This window comes from Gelidibacter sp. (assembly GCF_053579655.1).
The window spans coordinates 156,256-181,924 of sequence record NZ_JBMDWE010000004.1 but is presented as its reverse complement, the minus strand read 5'-3'; the positions used below and the strand labels follow the sequence as shown (position 1 = coordinate 181,924).

20 protein-coding genes are annotated in these 25,669 nt (G+C 36.3%); 7 read left to right on the top strand and 13 right to left on the bottom strand.

Going from position 1 to position 25,669, the window contains the following annotated elements:
* Positions 1-55: 55 nt before the first annotated feature.
* Positions 56-2,059, bottom strand: a complete 2,004-nt coding sequence (gene uvrB / locus ACOH2D_RS03955) for an excinuclease ABC subunit UvrB (RefSeq protein ID WP_449534421.1) — start codon at positions 2,057-2,059, stop codon at positions 56-58.
* Positions 2,060-2,285: 226 nt separating this feature from the next.
* On the opposite strand from uvrB, the gene ACOH2D_RS03950 reads away from it, so the two are divergent.
* On the top strand, positions 2,286-2,819 hold the full coding sequence (locus tag ACOH2D_RS03950; RefSeq protein WP_449534420.1) for a lipid-binding SYLF domain-containing protein: 534 nt from the start codon (positions 2,286-2,288) through the stop codon (positions 2,817-2,819).
* A gap of 95 nt (positions 2,820-2,914) precedes the next feature.
* Here ACOH2D_RS03950 and ACOH2D_RS03945 read toward each other — a convergent pair whose 3' ends face one another.
* The 3 genes from ACOH2D_RS03945 to ACOH2D_RS03935 all read right to left on the bottom strand — a co-directional run bounded on the left by ACOH2D_RS03945 (position 2,915) and on the right by ACOH2D_RS03935 (position 9,690).
* Positions 2,915-7,753: an FIDD domain-containing protein gene (locus ACOH2D_RS03945; protein WP_449534419.1), complete on the bottom strand. Its 4,839-nt coding sequence runs from the start codon at positions 7,751-7,753 to the stop codon at positions 2,915-2,917.
* Positions 7,754-7,950: 197 nt separating this feature from the next.
* Positions 7,951-8,775 (bottom strand): ABC transporter permease, encoded by an 825-nt coding sequence (locus tag ACOH2D_RS03940; protein WP_449534418.1) that lies wholly within the window; start codon positions 8,773-8,775, stop codon positions 7,951-7,953.
* An 18-nt stretch (positions 8,776-8,793) separates the two neighbouring features.
* Positions 8,794-9,690, bottom strand: coding sequence for an ABC transporter ATP-binding protein (locus ACOH2D_RS03935; RefSeq protein WP_449534417.1), 897 nt, complete (start codon positions 9,688-9,690; stop codon positions 8,794-8,796).
* 100 nt (positions 9,691-9,790) lie between these two features.
* On the opposite strand from ACOH2D_RS03935, the gene ACOH2D_RS03930 reads away from it, so the two are divergent.
* Entirely contained in the window at positions 9,791-10,852 is a 1,062-nt protein-coding gene (locus ACOH2D_RS03930) for a hypothetical protein (RefSeq protein ID WP_449534416.1), read from the top strand.
* Between the two features lie 171 nt (positions 10,853-11,023).
* Here the strand turns inward: ACOH2D_RS03930 and ACOH2D_RS03925 are convergent, their stop codons facing one another.
* From ACOH2D_RS03925 to ACOH2D_RS03900, 6 genes are all read right to left on the bottom strand, one after another.
* The gene (locus ACOH2D_RS03925; protein ID WP_449534415.1) at positions 11,024-11,542 is read right to left on the bottom strand and encodes an IS1096 element passenger TnpR family protein; all 519 of its coding nucleotides are present in this window, start codon (positions 11,540-11,542) and stop codon (positions 11,024-11,026) included.
* A gap of 36 nt (positions 11,543-11,578) precedes the next feature.
* Positions 11,579-12,598 carry a COX15/CtaA family protein gene (locus ACOH2D_RS03920; protein WP_449534414.1) on the bottom strand — a complete coding sequence of 340 codons (1,020 nt, stop codon included), beginning with the start codon at positions 12,596-12,598 and terminating at the stop codon, positions 11,579-11,581.
* Between the two features lie 113 nt (positions 12,599-12,711).
* Positions 12,712-14,121, bottom strand: coding sequence for a CCA tRNA nucleotidyltransferase (locus ACOH2D_RS03915; RefSeq protein ID WP_449534413.1), 1,410 nt, complete (start codon positions 14,119-14,121; stop codon positions 12,712-12,714).
* Positions 14,122-14,192: 71 nt separating this feature from the next.
* A complete protein-coding gene (locus tag ACOH2D_RS03910) occupies positions 14,193-14,750 on the bottom strand; it encodes an L-threonylcarbamoyladenylate synthase (protein ID WP_449534412.1) in 558 nt (185 codons plus the stop codon).
* A gap of 168 nt (positions 14,751-14,918) precedes the next feature.
* A complete protein-coding gene (locus ACOH2D_RS03905; RefSeq protein WP_348035235.1) occupies positions 14,919-15,689 on the bottom strand; it encodes a glycosyltransferase family 2 protein in 771 nt (256 codons plus the stop codon).
* Positions 15,690-15,779: 90 nt separating this feature from the next.
* Positions 15,780-16,526 carry a glycosyltransferase family 2 protein gene (locus ACOH2D_RS03900; protein WP_348035236.1) on the bottom strand — a complete coding sequence of 249 codons (747 nt, stop codon included), beginning with the start codon at positions 16,524-16,526 and terminating at the stop codon, positions 15,780-15,782.
* 296 nt (positions 16,527-16,822) lie between these two features.
* Between ACOH2D_RS03900 and ACOH2D_RS03895 the strand changes: the two genes are divergently transcribed.
* Positions 16,823-17,581, top strand: coding sequence for a glycosyltransferase family 2 protein (locus ACOH2D_RS03895; protein ID WP_348035237.1), 759 nt, complete (start codon positions 16,823-16,825; stop codon positions 17,579-17,581).
* Here ACOH2D_RS03895 and ACOH2D_RS03890 read toward each other — a convergent pair.
* Both ACOH2D_RS03890 and ACOH2D_RS03885 read right to left on the bottom strand, forming a co-directional pair.
* On the bottom strand, positions 17,570-19,438 hold the full coding sequence (locus ACOH2D_RS03890) for an LTA synthase family protein (RefSeq protein WP_348035238.1): 1,869 nt from the start codon (positions 19,436-19,438) through the stop codon (positions 17,570-17,572). The two genes, ACOH2D_RS03895 and ACOH2D_RS03890, sit on opposite strands and share 12 nt — an antisense overlap.
* A 10-nt stretch (positions 19,439-19,448) precedes the next feature.
* Complete coding sequence (locus tag ACOH2D_RS03885) at positions 19,449-20,264, bottom strand: 2,3,4,5-tetrahydropyridine-2,6-dicarboxylate N-succinyltransferase (RefSeq protein WP_348035239.1); 816 nt, start codon at positions 20,262-20,264, stop codon at positions 19,449-19,451.
* 308 nt (positions 20,265-20,572) lie between these two features.
* Between ACOH2D_RS03885 and ruvX the strand changes: the two genes are divergently transcribed.
* The 4 genes from ruvX to mazG all read left to right on the top strand — a co-directional run bounded on the left by ruvX (position 20,573) and on the right by mazG (position 23,289).
* Positions 20,573-20,983: a Holliday junction resolvase RuvX gene (gene ruvX, locus ACOH2D_RS03880; RefSeq protein ID WP_348035276.1), complete on the top strand. Its 411-nt coding sequence runs from the start codon at positions 20,573-20,575 to the stop codon at positions 20,981-20,983.
* Between the two features lie 80 nt (positions 20,984-21,063).
* Positions 21,064-21,654 carry a peptide deformylase gene (gene def, locus ACOH2D_RS03875; protein WP_449534411.1) on the top strand — a complete coding sequence of 197 codons (591 nt, stop codon included), beginning with the start codon at positions 21,064-21,066 and terminating at the stop codon, positions 21,652-21,654.
* Between the two features lie 66 nt (positions 21,655-21,720).
* Positions 21,721-22,266: a DUF5606 family protein gene (locus ACOH2D_RS03870; protein WP_449534410.1), complete on the top strand. Its 546-nt coding sequence runs from the start codon at positions 21,721-21,723 to the stop codon at positions 22,264-22,266.
* 246 nt (positions 22,267-22,512) lie between these two features.
* Positions 22,513-23,289 (top strand): nucleoside triphosphate pyrophosphohydrolase, encoded by a 777-nt coding sequence (gene mazG / locus ACOH2D_RS03865; RefSeq protein WP_348035241.1) that lies wholly within the window; start codon positions 22,513-22,515, stop codon positions 23,287-23,289.
* 292 nt (positions 23,290-23,581) lie between these two features.
* Here the strand turns inward: mazG and ACOH2D_RS03860 are convergent, their stop codons facing one another.
* Entirely contained in the window at positions 23,582-25,669 is a 2,088-nt protein-coding gene (locus tag ACOH2D_RS03860; RefSeq protein WP_449534409.1) for a DUF349 domain-containing protein, read from the bottom strand.

The window sequence follows — 25,669 nt, the reverse complement described above, 5'->3', positions numbered from 1 at the left end:
CAATCAACAATCAACAATCAACAATCAACAATCAACAATCAACAATCAACAATCATTACACTTTCAACTGCTCCAATTTCCCCTGATACGCTTTAATCTCATCTCTCGCTTGGGCTGCCACAATAAAGTCTAATGCTTTTGCCGCTTGTTCCATGAATTTCCGTTTCTCTCTGATTTTCTTTTCCAATTGCTCTTTGGTCAAGTACTCACTTTCTGGTTCTGCCGCTCTTATGGCTTCCATTTCATAGCTATACGTACTTACGGAATTTTTTGACAATACATTGTCCAAGCTTTTGTTGAGTGCTGTTGGCGTAATGCTGTGTTTTGTATTGTAGGCAATTTGTTTTTCACGTCTGTAATTCGTGTCATTAATTGTTTTTTGCATGCTATTGGTGATTTTGTCAGCATACATAATAGCTTTCCCATTCAAGTGTCTTGCCGCTCTACCCACAGTTTGGGTTAATGAACGGTTGGATCGTAAAAAGCCTTCTTTGTCGGCATCTAAAATAGCAACTAATGACACTTCTGGTAAATCTAATCCTTCACGTAATAGGTTGACACCAACCAACACATCAAATATTCCCTTACGAAGATCCTGCATAATCTCCACCCTTTCTAAAGTATCCACGTCACTATGAATATAGCGTACTCTGATTTGGATTCTGTCCAGATATTTAGTTAATTCTTCAGCCATACGTTTGGTCAAAGTAGTCACTAAAGTCCGTTCATCTTTTTCTACACGTTCGTTAATTTCTTCGATCAAATCATCAATCTGATTTAAACTTGGACGGACTTCAATAATCGGATCCAATAAACCAGTCGGACGAATTAATTGCTCCACATAAACACCATCACTTTTTTGCAATTCATAATCGGCAGGCGTGGCACTGACATAGATGACTTGATTTTGTAAAGCTTCAAACTCCTCAAACTTTAAAGGTCGGTTGTCCATGGCCGCTGGAAGACGGAAACCATAATCCACCAAGTTCTCTTTTCGGCTTCTATCGCCGCCATACATGGCATGCACTTGTGAGATGGTCACGTGACTTTCATCAATCACCATTAAAAAGTCTTCAGGAAAATAATCTAATAAACAGAAAGGACGCGTTCCTGGTAAGCGTCCATCCAAATAGCGCGAATAATTTTCAATGCCCGAGCAGTAGCCCAATTCCCGAATCATTTCCAAGTCAAACTCTGTACGCTCTTTGAGTCGTTTTGCCTCTAAATGTTTACCGATATCCTTGAAGTAATCGTATTGTTTCACCAAATCATCCTGAATTTCTCTAATTGCACCTTGCAGTACTTCTGGAGAAGTCACAAACATGTTTGCAGGATAGATGGTAATTCTTTCGTAAGTTTCAATGACTTTATTATTGAGGACGTTAAACGCTTCAATTTCCTCAATTTCGTCTCCAAAAAAGTGAACACGAACCCCATAATCCGCATAACCCGGGAAAATATCTACCGTATCGCCTTTGATCCTGAAATTACCATGATTAAAATCGGCTTCCGTACGTGAATACAGACTTTGCACCAATTGATGAAGCAATTTCGTTCTGGAAATGACCTGATCTCTTTGTAAGGTAATCACGTTTTTTTGAAATTCCACCGGATTTCCGATACCATATAAACACGATACTGAAGCTACTACGATCACATCTCGTCTTCCCGAAAGAAGAGAAGAGGTCGTGCTTAATCGCATTTTTTCAATTTCCTCGTTGATGGAGAGATCCTTTTCTATATAAACTCCAGAGGAGGGAATATAGGCTTCAGGTTGGTAATAGTCATAATACGATACAAAATACTCCACTGCATTTTCAGGGAAAAACTGTTTAAATTCTGAGTAAAGTTGCGCTGCTAGGGTTTTGTTATGTGCTAAAACCAGAGTTGGTCGTTGTACTTCCTCAATGACATTGGCCACGGTAAAAGTTTTACCAGATCCCGTTACACCTAATAAGGTTTGGTATTTCTCATTGTTTTCAATGCCTTTTGAAAGTAGTTTGATAGCTTGAGGCTGATCTCCAGTAGGTTTAAATTCTGATTTGATTTTGAATTTCATAATGCAAATTTAACCAAAGTTTTTTGAAGAATAATTGCTAATTATTATAACATATTCCTAAATCTTCACGATTGATTCAGAGTGCGTTTGGATTAATAAATAAAGCATTAAGGGTAATTTTGAAGTTATTTTCATATTAATTTTATAAGTCCTTATTTGATCTGCGTAAGATAAAATAGGGATTGATAAAGAGATAAATGTTGAACAAATATTAAATTAATGAAATATGAAAACTTTAAAACAATTTACTTTTGCCCTTTGCATGCTCATCGCGTTTAGCACTTTTTCCCAGCACAAAAAAGATAGAAAAATTATGGCTGATGCCGATCACGCAAAAACGACGCTTATACAGGCTAACAACGGTCTGAGCAAATACTTTAAAAATGCTTATGGCTATGTGTTATTTCCTAATGTTGGCGAAGGCGGATTTATTATAGGAGGTGCTTCTGGAAATGGGGTGGTTTATGAAAAACATAAAGCTATCGGAATGGCTGATCTTAAAAAGTTAGATATTGGATTTCAGGCAGGTGGACAAGCTATTATTGAAGTCATCTTTTTTGAAACTAAAGGCGCTCTAGAACGATTTAAAGAAGGTCAGTTTAAATTTTCAGCAGAAGCCTCAGCGGTTATTGTAGAATCTGGAGGTGCTGTAAACGCTGGTTATAATGATGGGGTAGTGGCATTTGCCTTACCAAAAGCTGGACTTATGGCTGATGCTTCAGTAGGTGGTCAAAAATTTGGTTATAAACCATTTAAATAATTAGAACATCCAAAAGGATCATTCTTATTAAATGAAAACGTCCATAATAATATTATCATGGACGTTTTTTTATAACCTATAGGAATTCTTTCTTATCAGCGCACCAATGCAAAATGACCTTTAAGTTGAAAAGAAATGTAGTCCTTTTTAACATCAGCAACAAACCAATAATCTGTTGCTGGCATATTTTGACCATTGTACGTGCCATCCCAACCCTGAGAAGTTGAAGTCAAATAAGCCAGTTGTTTGCCATATCGGTCGTAAATATAAATGACAGTTCCAGGTAGATTTTCTACGCCTGTAATGTGCCAAGTATCAAAATAGCCGTCAGCATTTGGCGTGATAAACTTTGGGGTGTCAAGGATGATGACCTCTTTAGTAACTTCAGCGCAGCCGTTCAAATCAATTACTGTGATCAAATTTGGACCAATCGGAACATGTTCAAAAAAGTTTGATTCCTGTGGTGGATTGTCATTTAAAACATACAAGTAATTGCCGATACCGCTTATGGTTACCGTAATATTATTAGGGTCAGAAAAGTCAATGCTTTCAGTAAAATTAATCGTTGCACTTTCCGATTTGATGACCTCAAAACTTTGAGTCGTTTCGCATCCAAAAATGGTCGTGACTTGCACCCAATAGGTTCCAAGTTCAGTAATGTCGATTTCTATTTCTGGAGTTGTTGCGTTGGTGGACCATAAGTAAGTGTCATCCTTATTAAAAGTGTTGGCGCTGACCACGATTGAGCCATCGATAACACATATTGTTTGATCAGGAATATCAACCACTGGTCGACGATGTACAAGGGTTTTAAACTTCGTGGTATTAAAGCAGCCCGTGGCATTATTTTTAATTCTGACATAAATGGTTTGCATATCGGTTGCAGCATATAAAGTGCTAAGCGCATTTTCTCCTGAATTTGCGTCAACAATTTTGTCATGATAGGAAACGCTAAATTTATTGGCATCCTGTCCATTAAGAACTTTAGCAGTCTGTTGAGAAAGATCAAAAGTGTACAAGCCATCAAAGTCATCATCACAATGGTCTAAATCAGGAACAGCGTTGGCAATAGGCAGTGGATTGATCTTAAGTACTAAATTATGTAGGCTAAAACAACCCGAGTTCCTGTTTTCCATTCGGATAAACAATCTGTCAGCTGAGGTTTTATAGGTGTAATCAGTACTAACCGCATTGGTACCTGCCAGGGCGTCAGCTTGTGATTTGTAATAGGTAACATCAACATTGGCGGCGTCCTTGATTAATTCGTAGTTGATCTCGGTAAGATCGAAAGATTTAGAGCTATTCGCGCAAATTATAACCTCGTTGATAGGATGAAACACAGGAGGCAGATTGACAATCAGATCAATTGGAATGGACAGATAACAAAGTGTTTTTGTATCTGTAATCCGCACAAAAACGGTCTGTGGATTTGAAATGTTCGTGTAAGATTTCGGAGTTTTAATCACATTGGTTTGCGACTCTGCATCTTGGGCGTTGGCATAATATTGAATATCCAGGTTATACTGTCTGACATCCAAAATATCAAATTCTGCCAGGGTAAGATCAAAGGTCATTTTTTCATTGGCATCTGGACTGCACATTTCTAAAGGTTTTGAAGGGTTTGCTTCAGGTGCTTTGGTAAGTCCAATATTGAAAGTTGTAATCGGTGCACAAATAGAGCCATTATCAATACGCGCATATATTAATTGCGGATTTTTAATGTTCGTATATTCCAAAGGAATTGGATTGTAGGCTTTTTCTGCGTTTGCCAAAGAGGTGTAAAATGTAATATTCAAATTATCCTGAATGTCTTTTTTAATTTCAGAAATTTTATAGGATAAATCGAAAACTCCAAGGCCGTCATTAGAGATGTCATCACATTCAAACCAGTCGCGAGGAGCATTGAATTTAGGGTTTTTTCCGACCTCAATAAAGAAGGATCCCGTACTGTAACAGGTATCATCTGTGATGTTCTCAACTCTGACATGTATCGTTTGGGGAGAAATGGTATTGTTAAAGGCTTTGTTTTTATCAATAGGATTATTTCTAGTTTCAGCGTCAATCGCATTTAAATAATACGAAACGCTTTTTCCTTTTTGTCCATTCAAAATCTCAGCATCCTTGGTCTTAAAAACAAAATCTCCAAACCCATTGTCGTCCTCTTCACAATATATATAATTGCTGATCTGTGGGATGATAGGTAACGTGTTTATAATTATTTTTATGGGTTCAATGCTATGACATTCTCCAAGGAGCGTGCTTTGTACACGCGTATAAACAGTTTCGGTTTTTGCATTATAATAAGCTGGATTTACAATGGGATTGGTGCCACTTTCAGCATCAGCAAGCGAGGTGTGAAATGAAAAACTTCTGTTGGATAGGTCGGAAACAATCTCACTTATCTTTTTGTTGAGGTTGATAATTGAAAGTCCATCTTGATCATCATCACAAATAATAATGTCTTCTGCAGCATGGGTTTCCGGTGCTGGTAAAACCGTAATTTCAAAACTTTTAACATCCGAACATCCCGTTGCGTTTGCAATGGTACGGGTGTAGATGGTTATGGTCGGATCTACGTTTTGATAAAAATTAGGAAGTTGATTGATATTCTTTTTAGCATCATTCTCCGTTGCGAAATAGCGCACGGAATATCCTGCTTCGCCATTGGCAATAGCGCTCGAAAAAGAGCCCAAATCGATTAAAGTGAGAAGATCTTGATCGGTATCGCAATAGGTCACGGAGCCGATGGATGGAAAATCAACCATAGGATTCAAGATCAATTCGATTTCAGAAATTTCAGAACAGGTTGAGCTGCGTAAAGTGATATAAAGTTTTTTAGGAAGTTGTGATGGTCTGTAAGGTAATGCCTTATTTAATGCATTGATTTCTGCTGCTTGATCTTCGAGAGATTCATAGAATTCGACCGTTACATCTGGAAGTTCATTAACAATGGTTTCCTCCATGTCATTGAGGTCAAACTTTGGTGCTTCACCGTCTTTAAGCTCACAAACTGAAAAATCTTTAATTCGTGTGCCCGTCAATAACAAATTCGTATGGATTTCGATAGGCGTCACAGAAGCACAGCCCGAAACATCATCAGTAACTCTAATAAATACAATTTGTAAATTTTTTTTTGTGTTGGTATAGCTGTTTGGGTTTGGGATCGCATTAAGGCCTGAGAGTGCATCGTCATAAGTTTCATGAAAACTTGTGGAAACTCCAGTGATGCCCACTAAAACATCAGGTGTAATGGTAGTGAGGTCAAACTCAGCAAAACCATTATGATCGAAATCACAGGCATCTATAAAATGTGCATTGGTGTTAATTATCGGTTTGTCCAATACGTTTATAATTAAAGTAGTAGTGGCAGCACAACCGGTAAGCACATTTTCAACACGCACATATAATTGTTCATTTCTGGAGGCATTGTTATAAGGCGAAGAAATTGCGTTATCTCCAGAATTAGCATCGCCAACGGTATGATGGTAGGATACTTTTAAGTTGCTATTGCCATTAGTGATTTCATCATCTTTTTCGGTCAGGTCAATGGCTGTCAGTCCGTTGGAGATGTCATCAGCACAACCTATTAAGTCTGTAGGTTTTATAAATTCTGGCAACGAATTGACTACCAGATTAAATGTTGAAAATGCCAAACATCCGTTGATTGTATCCTCAATTCGTACATGAATGGTCGTGGGTTGATGGAGCTGATTCTGAACAGGAGCCAGGATTTCTCCCGTATTATCAGCGGCTTCTTCATAAGACCAATGATAGGAAATACTATAGCTGGATTTTGGTACTGATTTAATTACATCTGGAGTTTTCAAATTTAAATCAAAAAATTCTATGCCATCTGATGACGTATCATCGCAAAGTTCAAAGTCACTAATGGGTTCAGCGGTTTGCGTTGCACTGAGCTTAATATTAATGCTGTCTTCAATAGTACAGGAGCTCAATGCTATAGGGATTTCAATCTTTACGGTATAGTTTCCGGATTGGTTAACCGTTAATGTGGACTGAGTTTCACCGTCAATAAGCACATTATTCAAAAACCAAGAATAAGTGGCGGACGGATTGTTAATATCGCCGTTTATGGTCACTTGATCTGCGCAAGTTGTGATGTCATCGCCTAAATCAACATAAGCGTTAAAACTATTCCCTTCAATAAAAACGGCCGAATCATAATTCTCATCCAAATAATCAGCAATGACCAATTTTATATGATAGGTAACGTTTGGTATAATACTAGCTGTTGCCGTCATGACTTTAGTTCTACCATTATAATTGGTGTCGCCTAAAGCATAGCCTTCAAAGAATTCGGCATTTGAAGGACCACATTGATTATTTATGCCGTTGTGAATTGTATTGGTGTTTACTGGTGTTGTCGTTCCTGGAATCAGTGCAATATTGACGTAGGGATCATTCGTTCCTGCTTCTTTGATAAGAAATGCGAATCCATCAGAGATTTCACATGGGAAGTTTCCGTAATATTCCTCTGAAGCTAAAAGGTAATTGAATTGGATATGGTTCGAAATTGATGAAAAGTCAAATTCAATCGCCGTAGCATTTATGGTATTTGAAAGGCCCAAAGCTGCTTCGAGGTCAGTGTCATTTTTCCAGTTTTCATCGCCTTCATGCAACATCTTTTCTTTGAGCCCGTTTCCACCAGAAACTGCCTTTCCTGTGGATAGCATGATGCCGTTTTTAAATGGAAAATTAGAGCTCCCGCGCTCAAAATAGCCAAAACTTGAAAATCCGTTTATCGATCCATTAACAGGAGAGTCGATATTGGAGGTTTCTACACACCCTTGTATTAAATGATTTTCGATAAGTTGTTGAGCGCTGACGTTGCCATTGATCGTTATTTTCTGACTTAATGCACTGTTGAACAGCATACATGCCATAACCATGAGGACTAATTGGAACGATTTCATTCTTTGTAGGTTAAGTTTTAGTCAGAAAAACCTCAGGTTTGGGACGATGAGATTAAACCTCAATAAATTAGATCGTAAAACTACAGAAGCACAAGACGAAATGCAAATAAAGACGATGAAATGCGTGATAATTAACATATTGAAGTTCATCGGAATTCAATAATCCAAAGCTTAAAGGTGCTGATAGCTTCTTGATATTATAAATCTCGTCGTTTCAACAATATATAAGATAAAAATACAAATAGGGCGGTCCAACTCAATACAATTACAACTTCATACCAATGAACAGCGTAATCATAGGCCATATCAATTTGGTCAGGATACTTGGTCATGATGACCCGTTGAAAAGGTTGGTCGATCAATTTGTACATGGATTCTAATGGTAGAAAACTCTTTACTTTCCACGCCATTTCTAAACTTGTTATTTTTTTTACAATCGCAAAGATGAACCATTCCAAAATGTATAGGATAAAGATAAAAGCCAAGGCAAAAGCAGAGCGCTTTACCAACATTCCAAAGAAAAGACACAAACTAAAAAATCCGACCAATTTTACAAAGTAAGCTAATAGAAACTCTGTTTCTCTAAAAATAATCGATGCTTCGGTATAGCTAGAATAATAGAGGCCGATGAAAAATGAGCCCACTCCAATTAAAACAGTTGCTAGCAAGGAAAAGAAAACGATGGTATAAAATTTAGAAAGTATAAATTCCTTTTTGCTCAATCCGTCAATTAAGTTTTGTTTGATAGTTTTATTACTATACTCATTACCGATCATACTCACCACAACAATCGCGAAAAACAGTTTAAAAAAGGAGGCGAAAAATGTCGTAATATGCCAGATGATGGGGAAGTTGAAAATGCCAAGTTCACCTAATTCCAAAGTGAAAAATCCGAAGAAATTAATTTTAATGGAGGAAAGGATCAAAACCGTAAACGGCAGAATAAAGGAGATAAATATCAACACTTTACTCGCGGTATTTAAAAGTAGTTTTTGTAGTTCTAAATTGACTAGTCGTAACATAAGATTGGATTTGATGAATTAGTTGTTGTCAGTTAATTTTAGGAATTGCTCTTCCAAACTCTCTTTGCGTTTTACCAAATGCGAAAGCGTAATGCCTTTTTCAAACATTAATTTATTGAAGGTTGCCGCATCTATAGGTTGGTTTAAAAAAGCGGTGATGAGTTCGCCTTCTTCCTTCACACTGATAAAATCTGGATTATCTTTTAAAAATGCCAATAATGACTCATGCTGAGCAGACTTTAATTCAAAAAATCCATGACTGGAAATCATTTCATCGACACGACCAGAATATAATTTTTCGCCTTTGCGAAGAACGACCACATGCGAACATACTTTTTCAACTTCATCTAAAAGATGCGAGGCCAACAAAATGGTGGTGCCTTCACTTGCAATCTGTTTGATCAAAGTTCTGATTTGATGAATCCCTTGCGGATCCAATCCGTTGGTCGGTTCATCTAAAATCAGTATTTCAGGATCATTCAGTAGTGCAGAAGCAATTGCCAGACGTTGTTTCATTCCCAAGGAATAATTACTAAACTTGCTATTCTTTCGATCTAAAAGTCCAACGATTTCTAGTTTTTCATCAATTTTACTATAATCAACGCCTTTAATTTTGCAGACCAACTTTAAGTTTTGATAAGCGGTCATATAAGGATAGAAGTTCGGGTTTTCTATAATCGCTCCCACTTTTTTTAGAGCATCATGCGTGGTCGTCCTTCCTTCAAACCAGCTAAAATCGCCAGAGGTTTTATTGACCACATTAAGAACAATACCCAAAGTGGTCGATTTTCCACTGCCATTTGGGCCTAAAATGCCATAAACATTACCTTTTTGGATGGTAAATGACAAATCTTTGACTGCTGTAAGATATCCGAACTTTTTGGTGAGGTTGCTGATGGTGAGGATCGTTTCCAAGATGTTTTTCTGATTGATTAGTTATACGTATGACGAGTGATGCTTAAATTTGTTACATAGGTAAATATAAAAACTTTACCTTTGAGTTAACTTTGACATCATGGAAGATCTTAAAATATCCCTGAGAAAACCTTCTTATCCGATAACGGAAAAGTTGCATGACTATCTTTCTGAATATAACAGAAACATAAAATTACCTATTTTTTATGATGATTTGTTGCGCTTTCAAGGTTCGATTGTTTTGTATGATAAGGATGATAATGACACACTTTGGGTACGGGTATATTTTAATGAATTTGAAAGACAGGAAATAGATTTAAGTCTGAAAAAAGTTTACACGCTCTTACATTCTGACGGAAATGAACGCACCATTCCGTTTTTAAATGTGGATGCCATCGACTATTGCACCTTTGGAAATTCAAAGCCGTTTCGGGTCAAGATTCGAAATATTCTTAATGATAATTACAGCTATTTATATGTAAAAAAAGCAGATGCTTCGCGTATTTACGGATTAGAATTGGAGCATATGCTTTCGCCCTATAACTTGAATTTCTTGGTCTATCAAGACACCTTGATTGAAGAACATATTGCAGGAATTCCCGGAGATGAATTTATAAAAAACATGTTGCCCAACTGTTCGACATCTGAAAAATCGCAGATTGCCAAAGAGTTTGTAAAGTTCAATGAACGCTGTATGATTCGACTTTTAGGAGATATGCGCTCCTATAATTATGTCATTGTCCCCACGCATGATTTTGACCATGTGGTCTATAAAATTAGAGCTATCGATTTTGACCAACAAAGTTTTGAGGGCAAATTCAATGTGTATCGTCCGCAGTTTTTTAAGGAAAATTTAGCGATGGTACAATTGGTACAAGGATTATTTCAGAAGGAATCCATTGACCAATATAAATTGGAAGAACGCTCCATTGTTGCCAAACGATTGATCAGCTATCATGAACGTATTAAGGAATTATTGGATTGTATGATTGCTGATACGATATCTAAACCAGAACATATCGAGCTTTTAAAAATGAAGATATTTGAATATACTCAGGATCTAGAATTCAAACGCAGTAAAAATATGGGGGAAATCGTAAAAAATGCCCTGGATTTTGTGCAGCGGAATTATGAGAATGTGAATATGCGGTCTTTGAAATAGAGGAAAATAGAAAATAGAATAAAGAAGCTAGAATATAGATAATAGACTTGCTTGGATAAAATTGAAAAACAAATAGATTTGAAAATCCTTGCCCTGATGTTCTAATAAAACATGTTAAGTTCTAATCAGACAAAAACAATAAATAATACCAACAAAAATAAGGAATGTCTTTTAATTCCAGTTTTCATCAAAATCTAGATTGTCGTAATCATCCACATCAAAATCGTCGTCAAACTCATCGTAGTCATCATATTCATTTTCAGCTTCAAATGACTTTTGAGGCGCTTCTGTAGGGATTTGACCATGTACGAACATAAGATTTGGGTAATCAGTACCTTGGGTTTCTTCAACGATTTCTGCTAATTCCACGTAAAAAGTCCACATGTTTAAGAAATCATACACATAAATCAATTTGGTTTTATTTTCATCAGACACATCGTTGATTGGTGTTTCTGACATCAACCTCATTTTGTCATAACCTTCGCTCGTATCAAACATGGAAATTTCCTCGCCTTGATTCCATTCGTCATCACTTAAATAAAAAGAGGCCATCTCAATACCATCAAAGCCAAAAGCTTGGGTGATACTATTATGAAGGTCTTCAAGTGAGTCTGTTTCGCGAATTTCAATATCCCTAAAAACATCATCCTCGGTGTCGTTATCAAGAACTATTCTGAATCTATAAACCATGTTTAAAATTTAATTTGCAAAGTTAAACCTTTTCTTTTATCTACTAAAGCGATGTAATGTAAATGTCATTGCTGACAGGAGGAAAAACGCCCCAATTTGATGTGCAACACCCAGCCAGAGTGGCACACCGTAAATAATGGTAAGTACACCTAATAAAAACTGAACGCCAACAAGAATGAGCAAGCTGTTAAGGCTTTGGTCTTGTAATTTCGTTATTGTCATTTGTTTGCCACGATACCAAATGATCGCGATCATAATGACAACCACATAAGCAAAGGTGCGGTGAAAAAATTGAATGCCACTTGGGTTTTCAAGAAAGTTTAAATAGAGCGGGTCAATGGCATACGCCGATTCATGCATGAATTTTCCTTCGTTCATAAATGGCCAATGGTTATGCAATAATCCAGCTTTTAATCCGGCCACAAAACCACCGTAAATAATTTGAATCAATAGAACAACGTATCCCACAATGATGAGGTTTCTAAAGTTTTTATCGACAGCTTTTTTATGAGGAAATTTTAAATCCAAAGCCACCCAAAGCGTTGCCGCAAAAGTCAAAAATGCCGTTGTTAAATGTGCCGCCAATCTGTAATGGCTCACGTTTGGCATATCCACTAAACCACTTTTGACCATATACCAGCCCAGAAAACCTTGAAAAGCACCTAGCGAAAGTAAAACCAGCGATTTTTTAATGGTTTTTGAAGTCAGTTGCTTGGTCGCCAAAAAGTAAATAAAAGGAAAAATAAAGACTAAACCGATGAGGCGTCCCATCACACGATGCAACCATTCCCAAAAGTAAATCCCCTTAAAATCGGATAAAGTAAAATGCGAATGCAACTTCTGGAATTCTGGATACTGTTGGTACAGATCAAAAGCTTTCTGCCATTCTACTTCATTGAGTGGTGGAATGGTACCTGTGATCAATTTGTAATCGGAGATGGACAAACCAGAATCCGTTAACCTCGTAATCGCACCAATAATTACCATGATAAAGAGTAGTGCACAACCCGTAAGAAGCCAATAAATGACTTTCTTATTATCTTTTTGTTTTGTCATTAAAAAATGAATTTAATACTTCGACTACGCTCAATAGCCAAGTTTAAAATAAAGTTGAAATTCAATTTCAATTTCAACTTCGATTTCAATTTGTTAAACTAATCCCTAATTCCTCAAACCTCGGTCAGCCCCAAACGTTTCCCTTCCGTCAACATCAATTCATAAGCTGCTGCATGTTCATTGGGAATATGACCTTCCAGAATCGCTTCCTTAATCGTTTCCTTGATCAGTCCGATTTCTCGTGAGGGTTTTATTCCAAAAGCTTCCATGATTTCTTCGCCCGAAATTGGGGGTTGGAAATTTCGAACTTGATCGCGCTCTTCAACTTCAACAATCTTATCTCTGACGAGTTTGAAATTATTATGATATTTTTTGAATTTCTTTGGATTTTTGGTCGTGATATCTGCTTCACACAGCATCATTAAATCATCTACATAATCACCAGCGTCAAAAACCAAGCGTCTCACGGCAGAATCAGTAACTTCTTGTGCCAACACAATTGGTCTGGAACTCATAAACACCATTTTTTGAACAAATTTCATTTTATCATTCAATGGCATTTTCAATCGTTTGAAAAGTCTATAGACCATTTTTGAGCCTTCAAATTCGTGGCCATGAAACGTCCAGCCAACTTTTTTACTGAATTTTTTTGTGGGTGCTTTACCGATATCATGCAGAAGTGCTGCCCATCGTAACCACACATCATTGGTGTGTAGAGCAATATTATCAACAACTTCTAAGGTGTGATAAAAATTATCCTTGTGTGTTTGTCCTTCTTTCTCATCAATACCTTTTAAGGCGCTCAATTCTGGAAGGATATAATTTAGTAAGCCAGTTTGTTCCAATAATAAAAAACCGATGGAGGGAATGTCACTTTCAATAATTTTATTGAGCTCAACCACAATCCGCTCGTTGGTAATTATTTTAATGCGTTCCTTGTTTTTTGAAATGGCGTCAAGCGATTTTTTTTCAATGGTAAAATTGAGCTGTGTCGCAAATCGGATGGCACGCATCATGCGCAACGGATCGTCGCTATAGGTAATGTCAGGATCTAATGGCGTTCTGATGATTTTCGCTTCCAAATCAGCAATGCCACCAAACGGATCGAGTAAATTACCGAAATGAGCTGAACTCAAATCAAGAGCCATCGCATTTATCGTAAAATCACGACGATTTTGGTCGTCTTCCAAAGTGCCATTTTCCACAATCGGATTTCTGCTTTCTTCCGTATAAGATTCTTTGCGGGCGCCTACAAATTCGATTTCAATGTCCTCATAACGTAACATAGCAGTGCCATAGGTTTTGAACACTTGAACTTTAGGACGGTTTGGAATGTTTTTGGCCACTTGCTTTGCCAAGGCAATACCACTGCCAATAGCGACAATATCAATGTCTTTATGTTGGCCGCGTTTTAGGATATAATCACGAACAAAGCCACCAATGACGTATGCATCAATTCCTAATTCTTCAGCAGATTGGGAGATGATTTTAAAAATTGGATGAGTTAAGGCTTGATATTTCATAATATTCAAATTTCAAGTACCAAATACCAAACAGATTATTGGAATTTGGAATTTGAATTTTGGAGTTTTTTTTATCTTATAATTTTCACCTTTCCATTCGCACTCAACTTAATGATTGACGAAGGTTTGGCGCAAACTTTTTCGCGATGCAAATTTACAACATAGTCCACACCTTTTAAAATGTGGGGTGCTATTTCTTTGAATGATTTTGGTGTGGGTTTGCCGCTGACATTAGCCGATGTTGAAACGATGGGTTTTCCAAAGCGCCTGAGCAACTGAAAACAAAAATCGTCATTCGGAATTCTGATGGCAATGGATTTGTCTTCTGCAATTAAATTTTCGGCCAAATTTTGAGCGTCATCATAAATAATTGTAATTGGCTCTTCAGCAACGTCAAAAATATCATACGCTACTTTTGGAATCTCTTTTACGTATTTACTCAACATGCGATCATCGGCTGCCAAACAAATCAGTGCTTTGTTGTCTGCGCGCTCTTTCAGTTGAAACACTTTTTCAACCGCCTCCGCATTGGTAGCATCACAGCCAATTCCCCAAACGGTATCGGTAGGATAGAGTATGAGTCCGCCAGCTTTTAAAACTTGAACTGCATTTGAAATTTCTTTGTGCATATATAAAAATGATTGTATTTATCTTTTTTTTCACTCATAGGACTGTTTTTCGGCTCGCTATGAAATCGGTTTTCCCAATGACTAAAGTTCTCATAAATTATTGGCGATTTGGATGGTTGAAGCCGAAGTTTTCAGTGATATTTTATAGGACAAAACCAAAGAAAAAAATTAATTTCCGGAATCAGTCACTAATTTTTCAAGTTCCTTATATCTATAATAAACGCCATAAGCATTTAAATAGCATATTTGAAGACCTGGTTTTCCATCTAAAAAACCCAGTCTAAAAAAATAGTTATTAATGAATTTATAAACGGGTCTAAAAATAAAATGGAAAGGTGTTGGTTTTTTTCCTTTTTTATATAGTTCTAAGGCTTTGAGGCTTGCATAATGTTCCATCTTCGCTTTATAATGAGGTGCATTGTCAATGCAATAGTGCAGCATATTGTTTTTTAAAATTTCACTTTTGCCATCTATCTGAGGCATTTCGTGTACTATTTTATCTTCAATATAGTTTGCGCGATCTTTTTTAAATAACCGATAGGTAGTATCGGTTTGAAAACCACTGAAAAAGATTCTTTTTTTATTAAAAAAATACAGACGTTTAACCATAAACGCAACAGCATCAGTTGGGGAATTAACTGTTGTGATAATTTCTGATTTTAACGCGTCAGTTATGCGTTCATCAGCGTCAATAAATAAAACCCAATCGTGAGTGGCTTGTTGCATGGCAAAGTTTCTTTGGTCTGCAAAATTATCAAATTTGCGTTGTATTGTTTTTACGTGCTTAAATTGAGCTAATTCCGAAACTGTACCATCGGTGCTAAAAGAATCGACAACAATAATTTCATCAGAAAAACTGATGTTAGTTATAACCTCTTGAATATGATTGACTTCATTATAAACAATTAATAACGCCGATATTTTTGTGGGGCTTTTCAATTTAAAAAGATATTTTTAGTTCTTACTAGTTGCGTTTTGGAGATGTTTATCTAAACCATTTTTACATCGCGTGAGGTTTTCATCTATGGTTTAAGAGAAAATTTCATGATTCTCGTTTAATTCGGAACGCGAACTAAAACTTTGATGTTGATGATTGTTAAGGGCTCCAAATTTGTTATTTTTTTTTCTTTTTTTGGCATGCGTTAATCTTGCCGATATCTCAGAATCTTCTCTTCCCCAGCCAATCATATCCTCATTATAACCGGTTATTTCTATCAAATCTCGCCACATTCCTGTATTACAACCTCTAATTTTCATGAGGTTATCATTATAGTACGAAAATAGTTTCATCAGGAAGGGATTGTAAAGTGCGTTGAGTCGGTTGTTGTTTCCTTTGGAAAAGAAACGGTAGGAAATGTTTTTGGTTTCCTGTGCTTTTTTTGAAGCCTCATCACTTAAAGAAACTCTTGAACCACAGGTGTAAACTCCTTTTTCACACATTTGTAGATGGTTTTTCACAAAATGACGGTGTAAAATAATGTCGCCATCAATTTTAATGATATATTCTGATGTGGCTCGTGCAATCACTTTATTTAAAATTTCAGTTTTTCGAAAGCCATCATCTTCATGCCAAACATGTATAATCGGAACTGAATAGTTGTTTTGATACTTTGTAATGACGGCCTTAGTTTCAGGCCCTGATCCATCATCGCCAATAATAATTTCATCAGGTAAAACACTTTGTTTGACGATGCTCAGTAAAACAAGCTCAAGCGCCTCTGGCCAATTATAGGTGGTTAAAATCAAAGAGGTTGTAGGAGTGTTTTTTATCGTCATGATTTAAATGAATTCATAATAGATTTGGGGCAATTGATAGATTTATAGAATTTAATTCGATGAAATGAGTTCGTATTTATATTTCCGAACAAATTTATAACCTTTTTTTTAAATATAATTCCTATTTCGGAATTGCTTACTACCTATGGGTTTTAGTTATTGTTTCGTTGCCGAGTTAATCTCTGTTAAATGAATTTTACTTTCAGCATCGATAGAACGGCATCAAGAAGGTTTAAATTTTATGTTGAGCATTACTTAAAGGAAAACTGTATTTTTGTCCTGTAAACATGTTATTTATGGACATTAGCGGATTGGTCATTACTTTTAATGAAGAGAAAAATATAGGAAAATGCATTGACGCCTTGTTTAAAGTTTGTAATGAGGTCATTATAGTTGACTCCATGAGTAGCGACAATACAGTGGCTATTGCGGAAAGCAAGGGCGCCAAAGTTATTTCTCAATCTTTTTTAGGTGATGGTCCACAGCGTGCGTACGGTTTGCCGTTCTGTAAAAATGATTGGATTTTAAATCTTGATGCCGACGAGATTTTAGATGCGGACGCAGAACAATTTATATTAGATAAAAAGTATGTGGAAGGTGGTTATGATGCCTTTTCTTTTAGGGTTAAAAACTTTCTAGATGATGAGTTAATTGATTTTTCTGGATGGTATCCCGATCACAAAGTGCGATTTTTCAATAAAAAGACAGCGGCGCCATCCTTTTCTAAAGTGCATCAAAAAATAGTGGCCACGAATGAGATGAAAGTAAATGTTCATATTTTACATTATGGCTGGGATACTTTTGAGCAAATTATCGCCAAAAAAAATCAATATTCTACTTGGCACGCCAGTCAACTTTTCAATCAAGGAAACCGTATAAATAGTTTTAAGCCCGTACTAAATGGAGCAGTTGCTTTTTTTCGATGCTATTTCTTTAAAAAAGGAATTTTTAATGGATTAGATGGGATTACAATTGCCTTAATACAAGCTTTTTTCTCCTATATGAAATATGCGAAACTTATAAAACTACAGCGCTTAGAAAAACTAAAGCGTTAAGTTATTCTCAATCATGCGTTCGTTAAACGATTGAATATAAGCCTTGATAAATTTTTCTAAGTTTTTCGCTTTTTCGGTTTCTGTCGAAAGTAAATTCTTTTTCAATAATGGATCTTCTTTAAAGTTGTAAAGTGCTAGAGCTTTCGTGCCATCAAATGCTAAATAATAATCGCCATCAATAAGATGATAGATATTATCTAAATAATAAACAACGAAGTCTTTATTAGATGTGTATGATTTCCCATAGCTGATGCTCGTTGTTGAAATCCCCAGATAGTCTAAAACAGAAGGCAAAATATCAATCTGTTGGAAGTTTTTCATATGTTTTCCTACGAAATTCTCGTTTGAAGGATCAAAAAATAGAATCGGAATTCTAAACTTTCCTACGTTTGTTTTATAGATTTCACTAGTAGGCTCCGACGAAGTATGGTCGGCCGTAATCACAAAAACGGTATTCTTGTACCAAGCTTCCTTTTTAGCGGCTTCAAAAAACTGTTTTAAAGCATAATCAGAATAAGCAACGCTTTCATAGATTTTCGTCTTTCCTTTTGGAAATTTGTCTTTATATCTTTCTGGAATGATATACGGGTTATGAGACGAAACCGTAAAAATGGTACTAAAAAAAGGCTGTTGGAATGTGGTTAATTTTTTATTAAAAAACTGAAGGAATTCTTCATCGAAAATTCCCCAGCGACCATCAAAAGCTTCAGGGCCTTCATACTGGTCCTTTCCGTAGTAATTTTCAAAACCGGCAACTATAGAATATTGATCAAAGTTTTGACTACCATTAAACGCACCATGAAAAAATGAAGTTTCATACCCATGATCCTTCAAAATCTTTGGCAAGCCATTCACTTTATTGACGGAGTAGCTAGAGGTTATTATGGATTGTTTTAATAAACTAGGAATGCTGGTTAAGGTAGAAGGTACGGCATCTATGGATAATTTTCCGTTAGCAAAACCGTTTTCAAAATAATAGGATTTTGTGATGAGCGAATCTAAAAATGGGGTAGCACCAATACCTAAATTTTCTCTTCCAAAACTTTCCAGTATTATGAGAACGACATTTTGTTTTGTCGGTTCTTTATCAGAGGTAATGCTGATAACCGGACTAAATATTTGGTCTAATTCCTCTTTTGAGAAGTACTCAGGACTGCGTAAAGTTTCTTTTTGATTCAAAGTTTTTAAGATGCAAAATGGCGTATTAAGCACCAATGCCGAATGGTTTAAGGCGCCATAACCACTCGAATCTATAATGCGAAGTGGCTTTTCCTGAAAACCACCTCTTCCGAAGATTATGGTCGTAATCATTATACCGATAAACAATACCGTTTGTTTGGCATAATCCATCTTGGAGGTTCTGACCGCTGGAATTGGACGTTTTAAAATAGGAATGGCTTTATAGAAAACTATCGCCAATACTATCGCAATGAGTAATAAATACCAAAACTCCATTAAAAAAGAGCCAATAAGACCACCGATTTCATGCTCCATGCCTTGGGCAGTTAACAATCCAAAAGTGCTACGTCTTCCTGTGAATTTATAATATTCAAAATCCACAAAATTGGTAAGTATAAATACAATGTTTACACAGTAAAAGCCAATCTTAAGCGCTTTTTGGTAAAGGGCGTTGTATTTGAATTTCCCAGGTACAGCATGTAAAAAGGCGAATAGCAAATTAATATAAGCAATAGCAGAAAGATCGAATCTCAGACCTCCAAAAAACGCACTCAAAAAGGGTTTATTAAATGCCCCAAAATTGAAAGCTAAAAATAAAATTCTACATAAGGTGTAAACAAGTAGAACCAGTAAAATGCGTTTTGCAAAAAGTGCTAAACTTTTATAGTAATTTGCCATTCTTTTCTAATTATACGGCCACATTATATTCCCGTAAAGCATCATTCAATGATGTTTTCTTGTCGGTGCTTTCTTTACGTTTTCCAATAATCAAGGCACAAGGGACGTTGTAGGTTCCTGATGGAAACTCTTTGGCGTAACTTCCTGGAATCACGACAGAACGTGCCGGCACAATGCCTTTCATTTCAACAGGTTCGTCGCCCGTCACATCAATAATTTTAGTAGAGGCGGTTAAGCAGACATTGGCGCCTAATACGGCTTCTTTTTCAACTCTTACACCTTCTACTACAATACATCTACTGCCAATAAAAGCGTTGTCTTCGATAATCACAGGAGCTGCTTGTAACGGCTCTAAAACACCACCGATACCAACACCGCCAGACAAGTGTACGTTTTTGCCAATCTGTGCGCAACTGCCTACTGTTGCCCATGTATCGACCATCGTACCTTCATCCACATAAGCGCCAATATTGACATAACTTGGCATCAAAATAGTGCCTTTTGCAATGAAAGCGCCATGTCTTGCCACTGCATTAGGAACCACACGTATGCCTTTTTCTGCATAGCCGCGTTTTAAAGGAATTTTATCATGATATTCGAAAATGCCGGCTTCAAGAGTTTCCATTTTTTGGATAGGGAAATAAAGAACGACTGCCTTTTTTACCCATTCGTTTACCTGCCAACCGTCGGCAGTTGGTTCGGCTACTCTTAAAGTGCCTTCATCTAATAAATCGATGACACTTCTGATGCTGTCAATGGTCACTTTATCTGAGAGTAATTCACGGTTTTCCCAGGCGTTTTCAATGTTTTGCTGTAGTTGTTTCATGGCTAAATTTAAATTCACGCAAAGATAAACCTAAAATTCAGTTGGGAAAAGAATGTGTCATATTTGATTTATTCTGAGACGAGTTTTTATGCAACGCTGATTTGATGGATTTGCATTAAATTTCTAATACAAGTATTTGAAAGATATTCGATAATTCTCCGTGTAACTCTGTGCTTCCTCTGCATTTCTCTGTGGAACAACCTCTTATGTTAATTTGCAAACAATCACTTCTGTCCCTAATTTAATTCCCGTAAATTTGCAGGTATTAACATTTTAAAATGAGATTCCCACTTTCGTGGGAACTAACGATGGCAAGAATTTTAGCAATTGATTATGGCACAAAACGCACTGGTATTGCGGTAACCGATGAACTTCAAATCATCGCTTCCGGATTGACTACTGTGGAGACGAAAGAATTATTGCCGTTTTTAAAGGATTATATTTCCAAAGAAAAAGTAGAATTGTTTCTAGTAGGCGAACCTAAGCAAATGAACAATGACGTATCTGAAAGTGAAGCATCTATTCAGTCCTTTTTAAAAAAACTTTCTACCGCCATTCCTGAAATGCCTGTTAAACGTGTGGATGAACGCTTTACTTCAAAAATGGCCGTTCAGACCATGATTGACAGTGGACTAAAAAAAGGGCAACGTAAAAATAAAGCCTTGGTAGACGAAATAAGCGCCACGATTATTCTTCAGAGTTATTTGTATAATCAATAAAGACTCCCTAACAATTTTATCCTATGTTTATTAATTCCTAAATAAGAATTGTACTTTTGCAGTCGTAAATTTAAAGAATAATGATTTTACCTATTATTGCTTATGGCGACCCCGTTTTAAGAAAGGAAGGCGAAGATATTTCTGCCGATTATCCTAATCTGAAAGCGCTTATTGCCAATATGTATGAGACGATGTATGATGCCTTTGGCGTTGGTTTGGCGGCACCGCAAGTTGGACTTGCAATCCGTTTGTTTGTTGTCGATACCACACCTTTTTCTGAAGATGAGGATTTGACTAAGGAAGAACAAGCGCAGTTACAGGGTTTTAAACGGACGTTTATAAATGCGAAAATCATTGAGGAAACTGGCGACGAATGGGCGTTTAATGAAGGCTGTTTAAGTATTCCAGACGTAAGGGAAGATGTGTTCAGAAAACCAAAAATCAAGATAGAATATCAGGATGAGGATTTTAATACACATGTTGAGGAATTTGACGGACTTGTGGCCAGAGTCATTCAACATGAATATGATCATATTGATGGTATTTTGTTTACAGATAAACTATCGACCTTAAAAAAACGTTTGATCAAAGGTAGGTTGACTAATATTTCTAAAGGAAATATTAGTGTCGATTATAAGATGCGTTTTCCTGCCCTGAAAAAGAAACGTTAATTTTTTAGAAATTAAAGGCAAAGGTATATATTTGTCAACTTCAAAAATAAAAAGCATTTAGAAAGTATGAGTTTAGATAAGATTTTATCCATTGCAGGTAAACCAGGGCTTTACAAAATTGTAACCCAAACAAGAAGCGGTTTTTTGGCAGAGTCCTTACTCGACAAAAAGCGCATCACTGTTAATGTTCACAGTAATGTGAGCGTTTTGAGCGAAATTGCCATGTACACACTTACTGAAGAAGTTCCACTACGTGAGGTTTTGAAAAAGGTGCGTGAAAAAGAAGATGGTAAACAAACGTCTATCAGTCATAAAGATTCTAAAGATGCCTTAGAAGAATATTTCTTTGCTGTGTTGCCAGATTATGATGAAGATCGTGTCTATCCAAGCGATATCAAAAAAGTTATCCAGTGGTACAATATTTTACAAGGGAATGATTTGTTAGCTTCATTAGATGAAGTAGTAGAAGATAAGCCTGCGACTGACAAAGTAGAAGTAGCACAGACTAAAACTACTGCTAACCCTTCTGCCATTAAAAGTGCAGCACCAAAAGCATCGGCTTCTAAAAAAGGAGGCTCAATTAAAAACACAAGTGCTAGAAAAGCCCAGTAAGAATTAAGTACAAAGTATTAAGAACAAAGTATCAAGAAGAAAGATTTGATACTTTATATATAAAACCCATGTTTTCATTTGAAAATCGTGGGTTTTTCTTTTGAATACTTTTAAGAAATTCCTTGAACGGGTTTTATGAACGAACTTTCTTAATTCTTAGTACTTAATACTAATTAAGATTCTACACATTAACCGCCATTACCTTTCCCAATTTCGTAATTTTGAATTTGATAAAAAACAACGTTTATGACACGAAGACAACAACAATTACAAGCCTTTGAACGACTATTGACCATTATGGATGAATTGCGTGAGCAATGTCCGTGGGATAAGAAACAGACGATGGAAACCCTCAGGCATTTGACGATTGAAGAAGTTTATGAACTGGGCGATGCGATTTTGGAGAAGGATTTGGACGAGGTGAAAAAGGAATTGGGCGATGTGTTATTGCATATTGTTTTCTATGCGCGCATTGGAAGTGAAACTAATGACTTTGATATTGCCGATGTTTGTAACAGTATCTGTGATAAGCTCATTGAACGTCATCCACATATTTATGGCGATGTCAAAGTGGAGAATGAAGAGGACGTGAAGCGCAATTGGGAACAGATTAAGTTAAAAGAGAAGGGCAAAACGAGCGTGCTGCAAGGTGTGCCAACAAGTTTGCCTGCCATGGTAAAAGCCAATAGGATACAAGATAAAGTGGCTGGTGTTGGATTTGATTGGGAACATCCTGAACAAGTTTATGAAAAGGTAGAGGAGGAGCTCAACGAGCTAAAAGTAGAGGTTACGAATGGCGATGCCGATAAAATGGAAAGTGAGCTTGGCGACGTTTTGTTTTCCATTATCAATTATGCGCGCTTTTTAAAAATAAATCCTGAAAATGCTCTAGAACGAACCAATAAAAAATTCATCAAAAGATTTCAATATTTGGAGGCTAAGTCTAAGGAAATAAATAAGCCATTGTCGGAAATGAGCTTGTCGGAAATGGATGTTTATTGGGAAGAAGCAAAAAAAATGTAATTTATTTTCACTCTCGTAATCCAAATACATTAGTTGTGACGTATATCTAATAGATTGGAACTTAATTTTAGTTTCATAATCATAAGTAGGTAATCTTAATTATATTTTAAGCGGTATTAATTAAGATTAAAAATTTAGTTTAGTTAGGGGTCAAAATCCTACCTGTTTTCACAGGTAGGATTTGATTTTTATAGCTATTTGGTTTCCTTAATATTTTTTAAACTGAGCAATAAAAAAAAAGTCTAATATTTCAAATTGAAACATTAGACTTTTATATTTTTAAAGTGAACTACTAATACAATTCTTTCAACTTTTTAAACTTCTCTTCCCAAACGGCTAGGTTTTCTTTATGATTTTCAATGTTTTTCAACACGTCTTTTACCAAAGGATTACTTTCATCTATATTAGAGAAAAATTGTAGGTTATTTTCAAGCTGATTGAGTTCGCCTCTAACTTCGTCGATTTTTTTACGGATAAAGTGATGCTCATTATCCAAAAGTCGCGTATCATCCGGTTGTGCAAGATGCTCGAGTTTGTTTTCAAACTTGATCATTTCAACCTCTGATTTGTCCAGTTTTAAGCTATTGAATAAGCCATCAAGAGTTTTATTGAATTTTCCCTCTATAAAGCGTTTGCTTTGTGGAACTTGTCCTAAAGCACCCCACTCTTCAGTTTTTTGCTTGATGGTCTCTAAATCCTGTTCTGGATTACCGCTTAATTGCAGATCTTTTAAGGAATCCAGCAGCTTTGTTTTATTTTCGAATGCCTCAACCTGTTCTTTGTCGGCGGCATTACGTTCAGCATTAACTTTGTCAAAATAGTGATTACAGGCCGCTTTAAAACGTTTCCAAATTTTATCACTGTCTTTTCTAGGAACGTGGCCAATATGTTTCCAATCATTTTGGATTTTCTTCATCAATGGACTGACTGTGGCAAGATCGTCATTGTCCTTATTGTCCTCTGCTATTTTAATCAGATCCAATTTCTTTTGTAAATTGGTGTATTGGTCTTTTTTTAAGTTTTTATAAAAAGAATTTTTCTTCTTGTTAAAAACTCTTACGGCCGCCTTAAACTTTGCCCACGTCGCTTCATTGACCTTGATAGGCACCTTTCCTGCGTTGAAAAAGTCGACGCGTAAACCTTCAATGACTTTTATTTTATTTTGCCAGGCTTGATGAGAACTCGAATCATCTTGAGCAACTTCTTCTATTTTAGTGATGATAGCTTGTTTTTTATCAAGATTGGCTTCGTGAGCTTTGTCAACATCGAGATAATAGGCTTGACGCTTTTCATGAATAGTTTTGGTGGCGTTACTAAAACGTTCCCAAATGGCTTCACGATGTTCTTTATCAACCGGTCCTAAATCTTCCTTCCACATTTTATGGAGGACCTGTAATTCTCTAAACGCTCGGTTTGAATTTTCGTCTTTTGCCAATTCTTCAGCACGGGCTATAATTTTTAGTTTCTGATCAAGATTATGCTTAAAGTCCATGTCGCGTAAATCGCGATTAAGATGCAAAAAGTCATAGAAAATTTCCACATGATGGTGGTAAGTATTCCATGCATTATTGTATTTGTCTCTTGGAATTGGACCAGCAGTACGCCATTCTTCCTGTAAATCCTTAAAGTGCTTATAGGTCGTGTTGATATTTTCTTCAACATTAATAAGGCCTTTGATATCCTCAATAATGCGTAACCTGTTATCTAAATTGGTTTTGAGATTGGTCTCTAAAGTCTTGTAATACGCATTCAGATTGGTTTTATAATCTTTATAAAGCGAATTGAAATGTTTTTTTAACGGACTGGAGTAAAAGAAATCAATTTCATTGCCACCTTCGCTTAAAAACTCCTCTTTCATTTCATCAAGAATTTCTGAGAATTTAGAGTTAAACTCCGTTTTGATCTCTTCCGCATGGGTTTTTATGGTTTGTACCTTTTTGGTTTTCAGCAAGTTTTCGAACTCATCCGACAATTGCTCCATACTCATGACAGAATAATCTTTTTCTTCTAGATTATGACGTTCCACATTACTTTCATCCTCAGCATCCTCAGCATTGGACTCCTCAATTTCATTCACAAAAGCATCTTTCTTTGGTGTAGTTGCTGCTTCTATACTTGGAGGGGCTGTTTCGTCTTCAGTGCCAGACGATTCTTCAGAAGTTGTATGTGCTACTTCTTTGTCTTCTGAAATTTCAGGAGTAGCATCTTCTGGATTATCATCTTTATTATCCGAGGAAATAGAGGTTTCAGTTGTTTCGTTTGAAGTGTTCTCTTCCGAATTTGAGTCTTGGGTTTCAGCTACTGTTTTTTCAGAAGTGATAGCCTCATCTTTTATATTCTCGTTTCCATCTGCTATATGCAGGTTATCTTTCTCTGACAT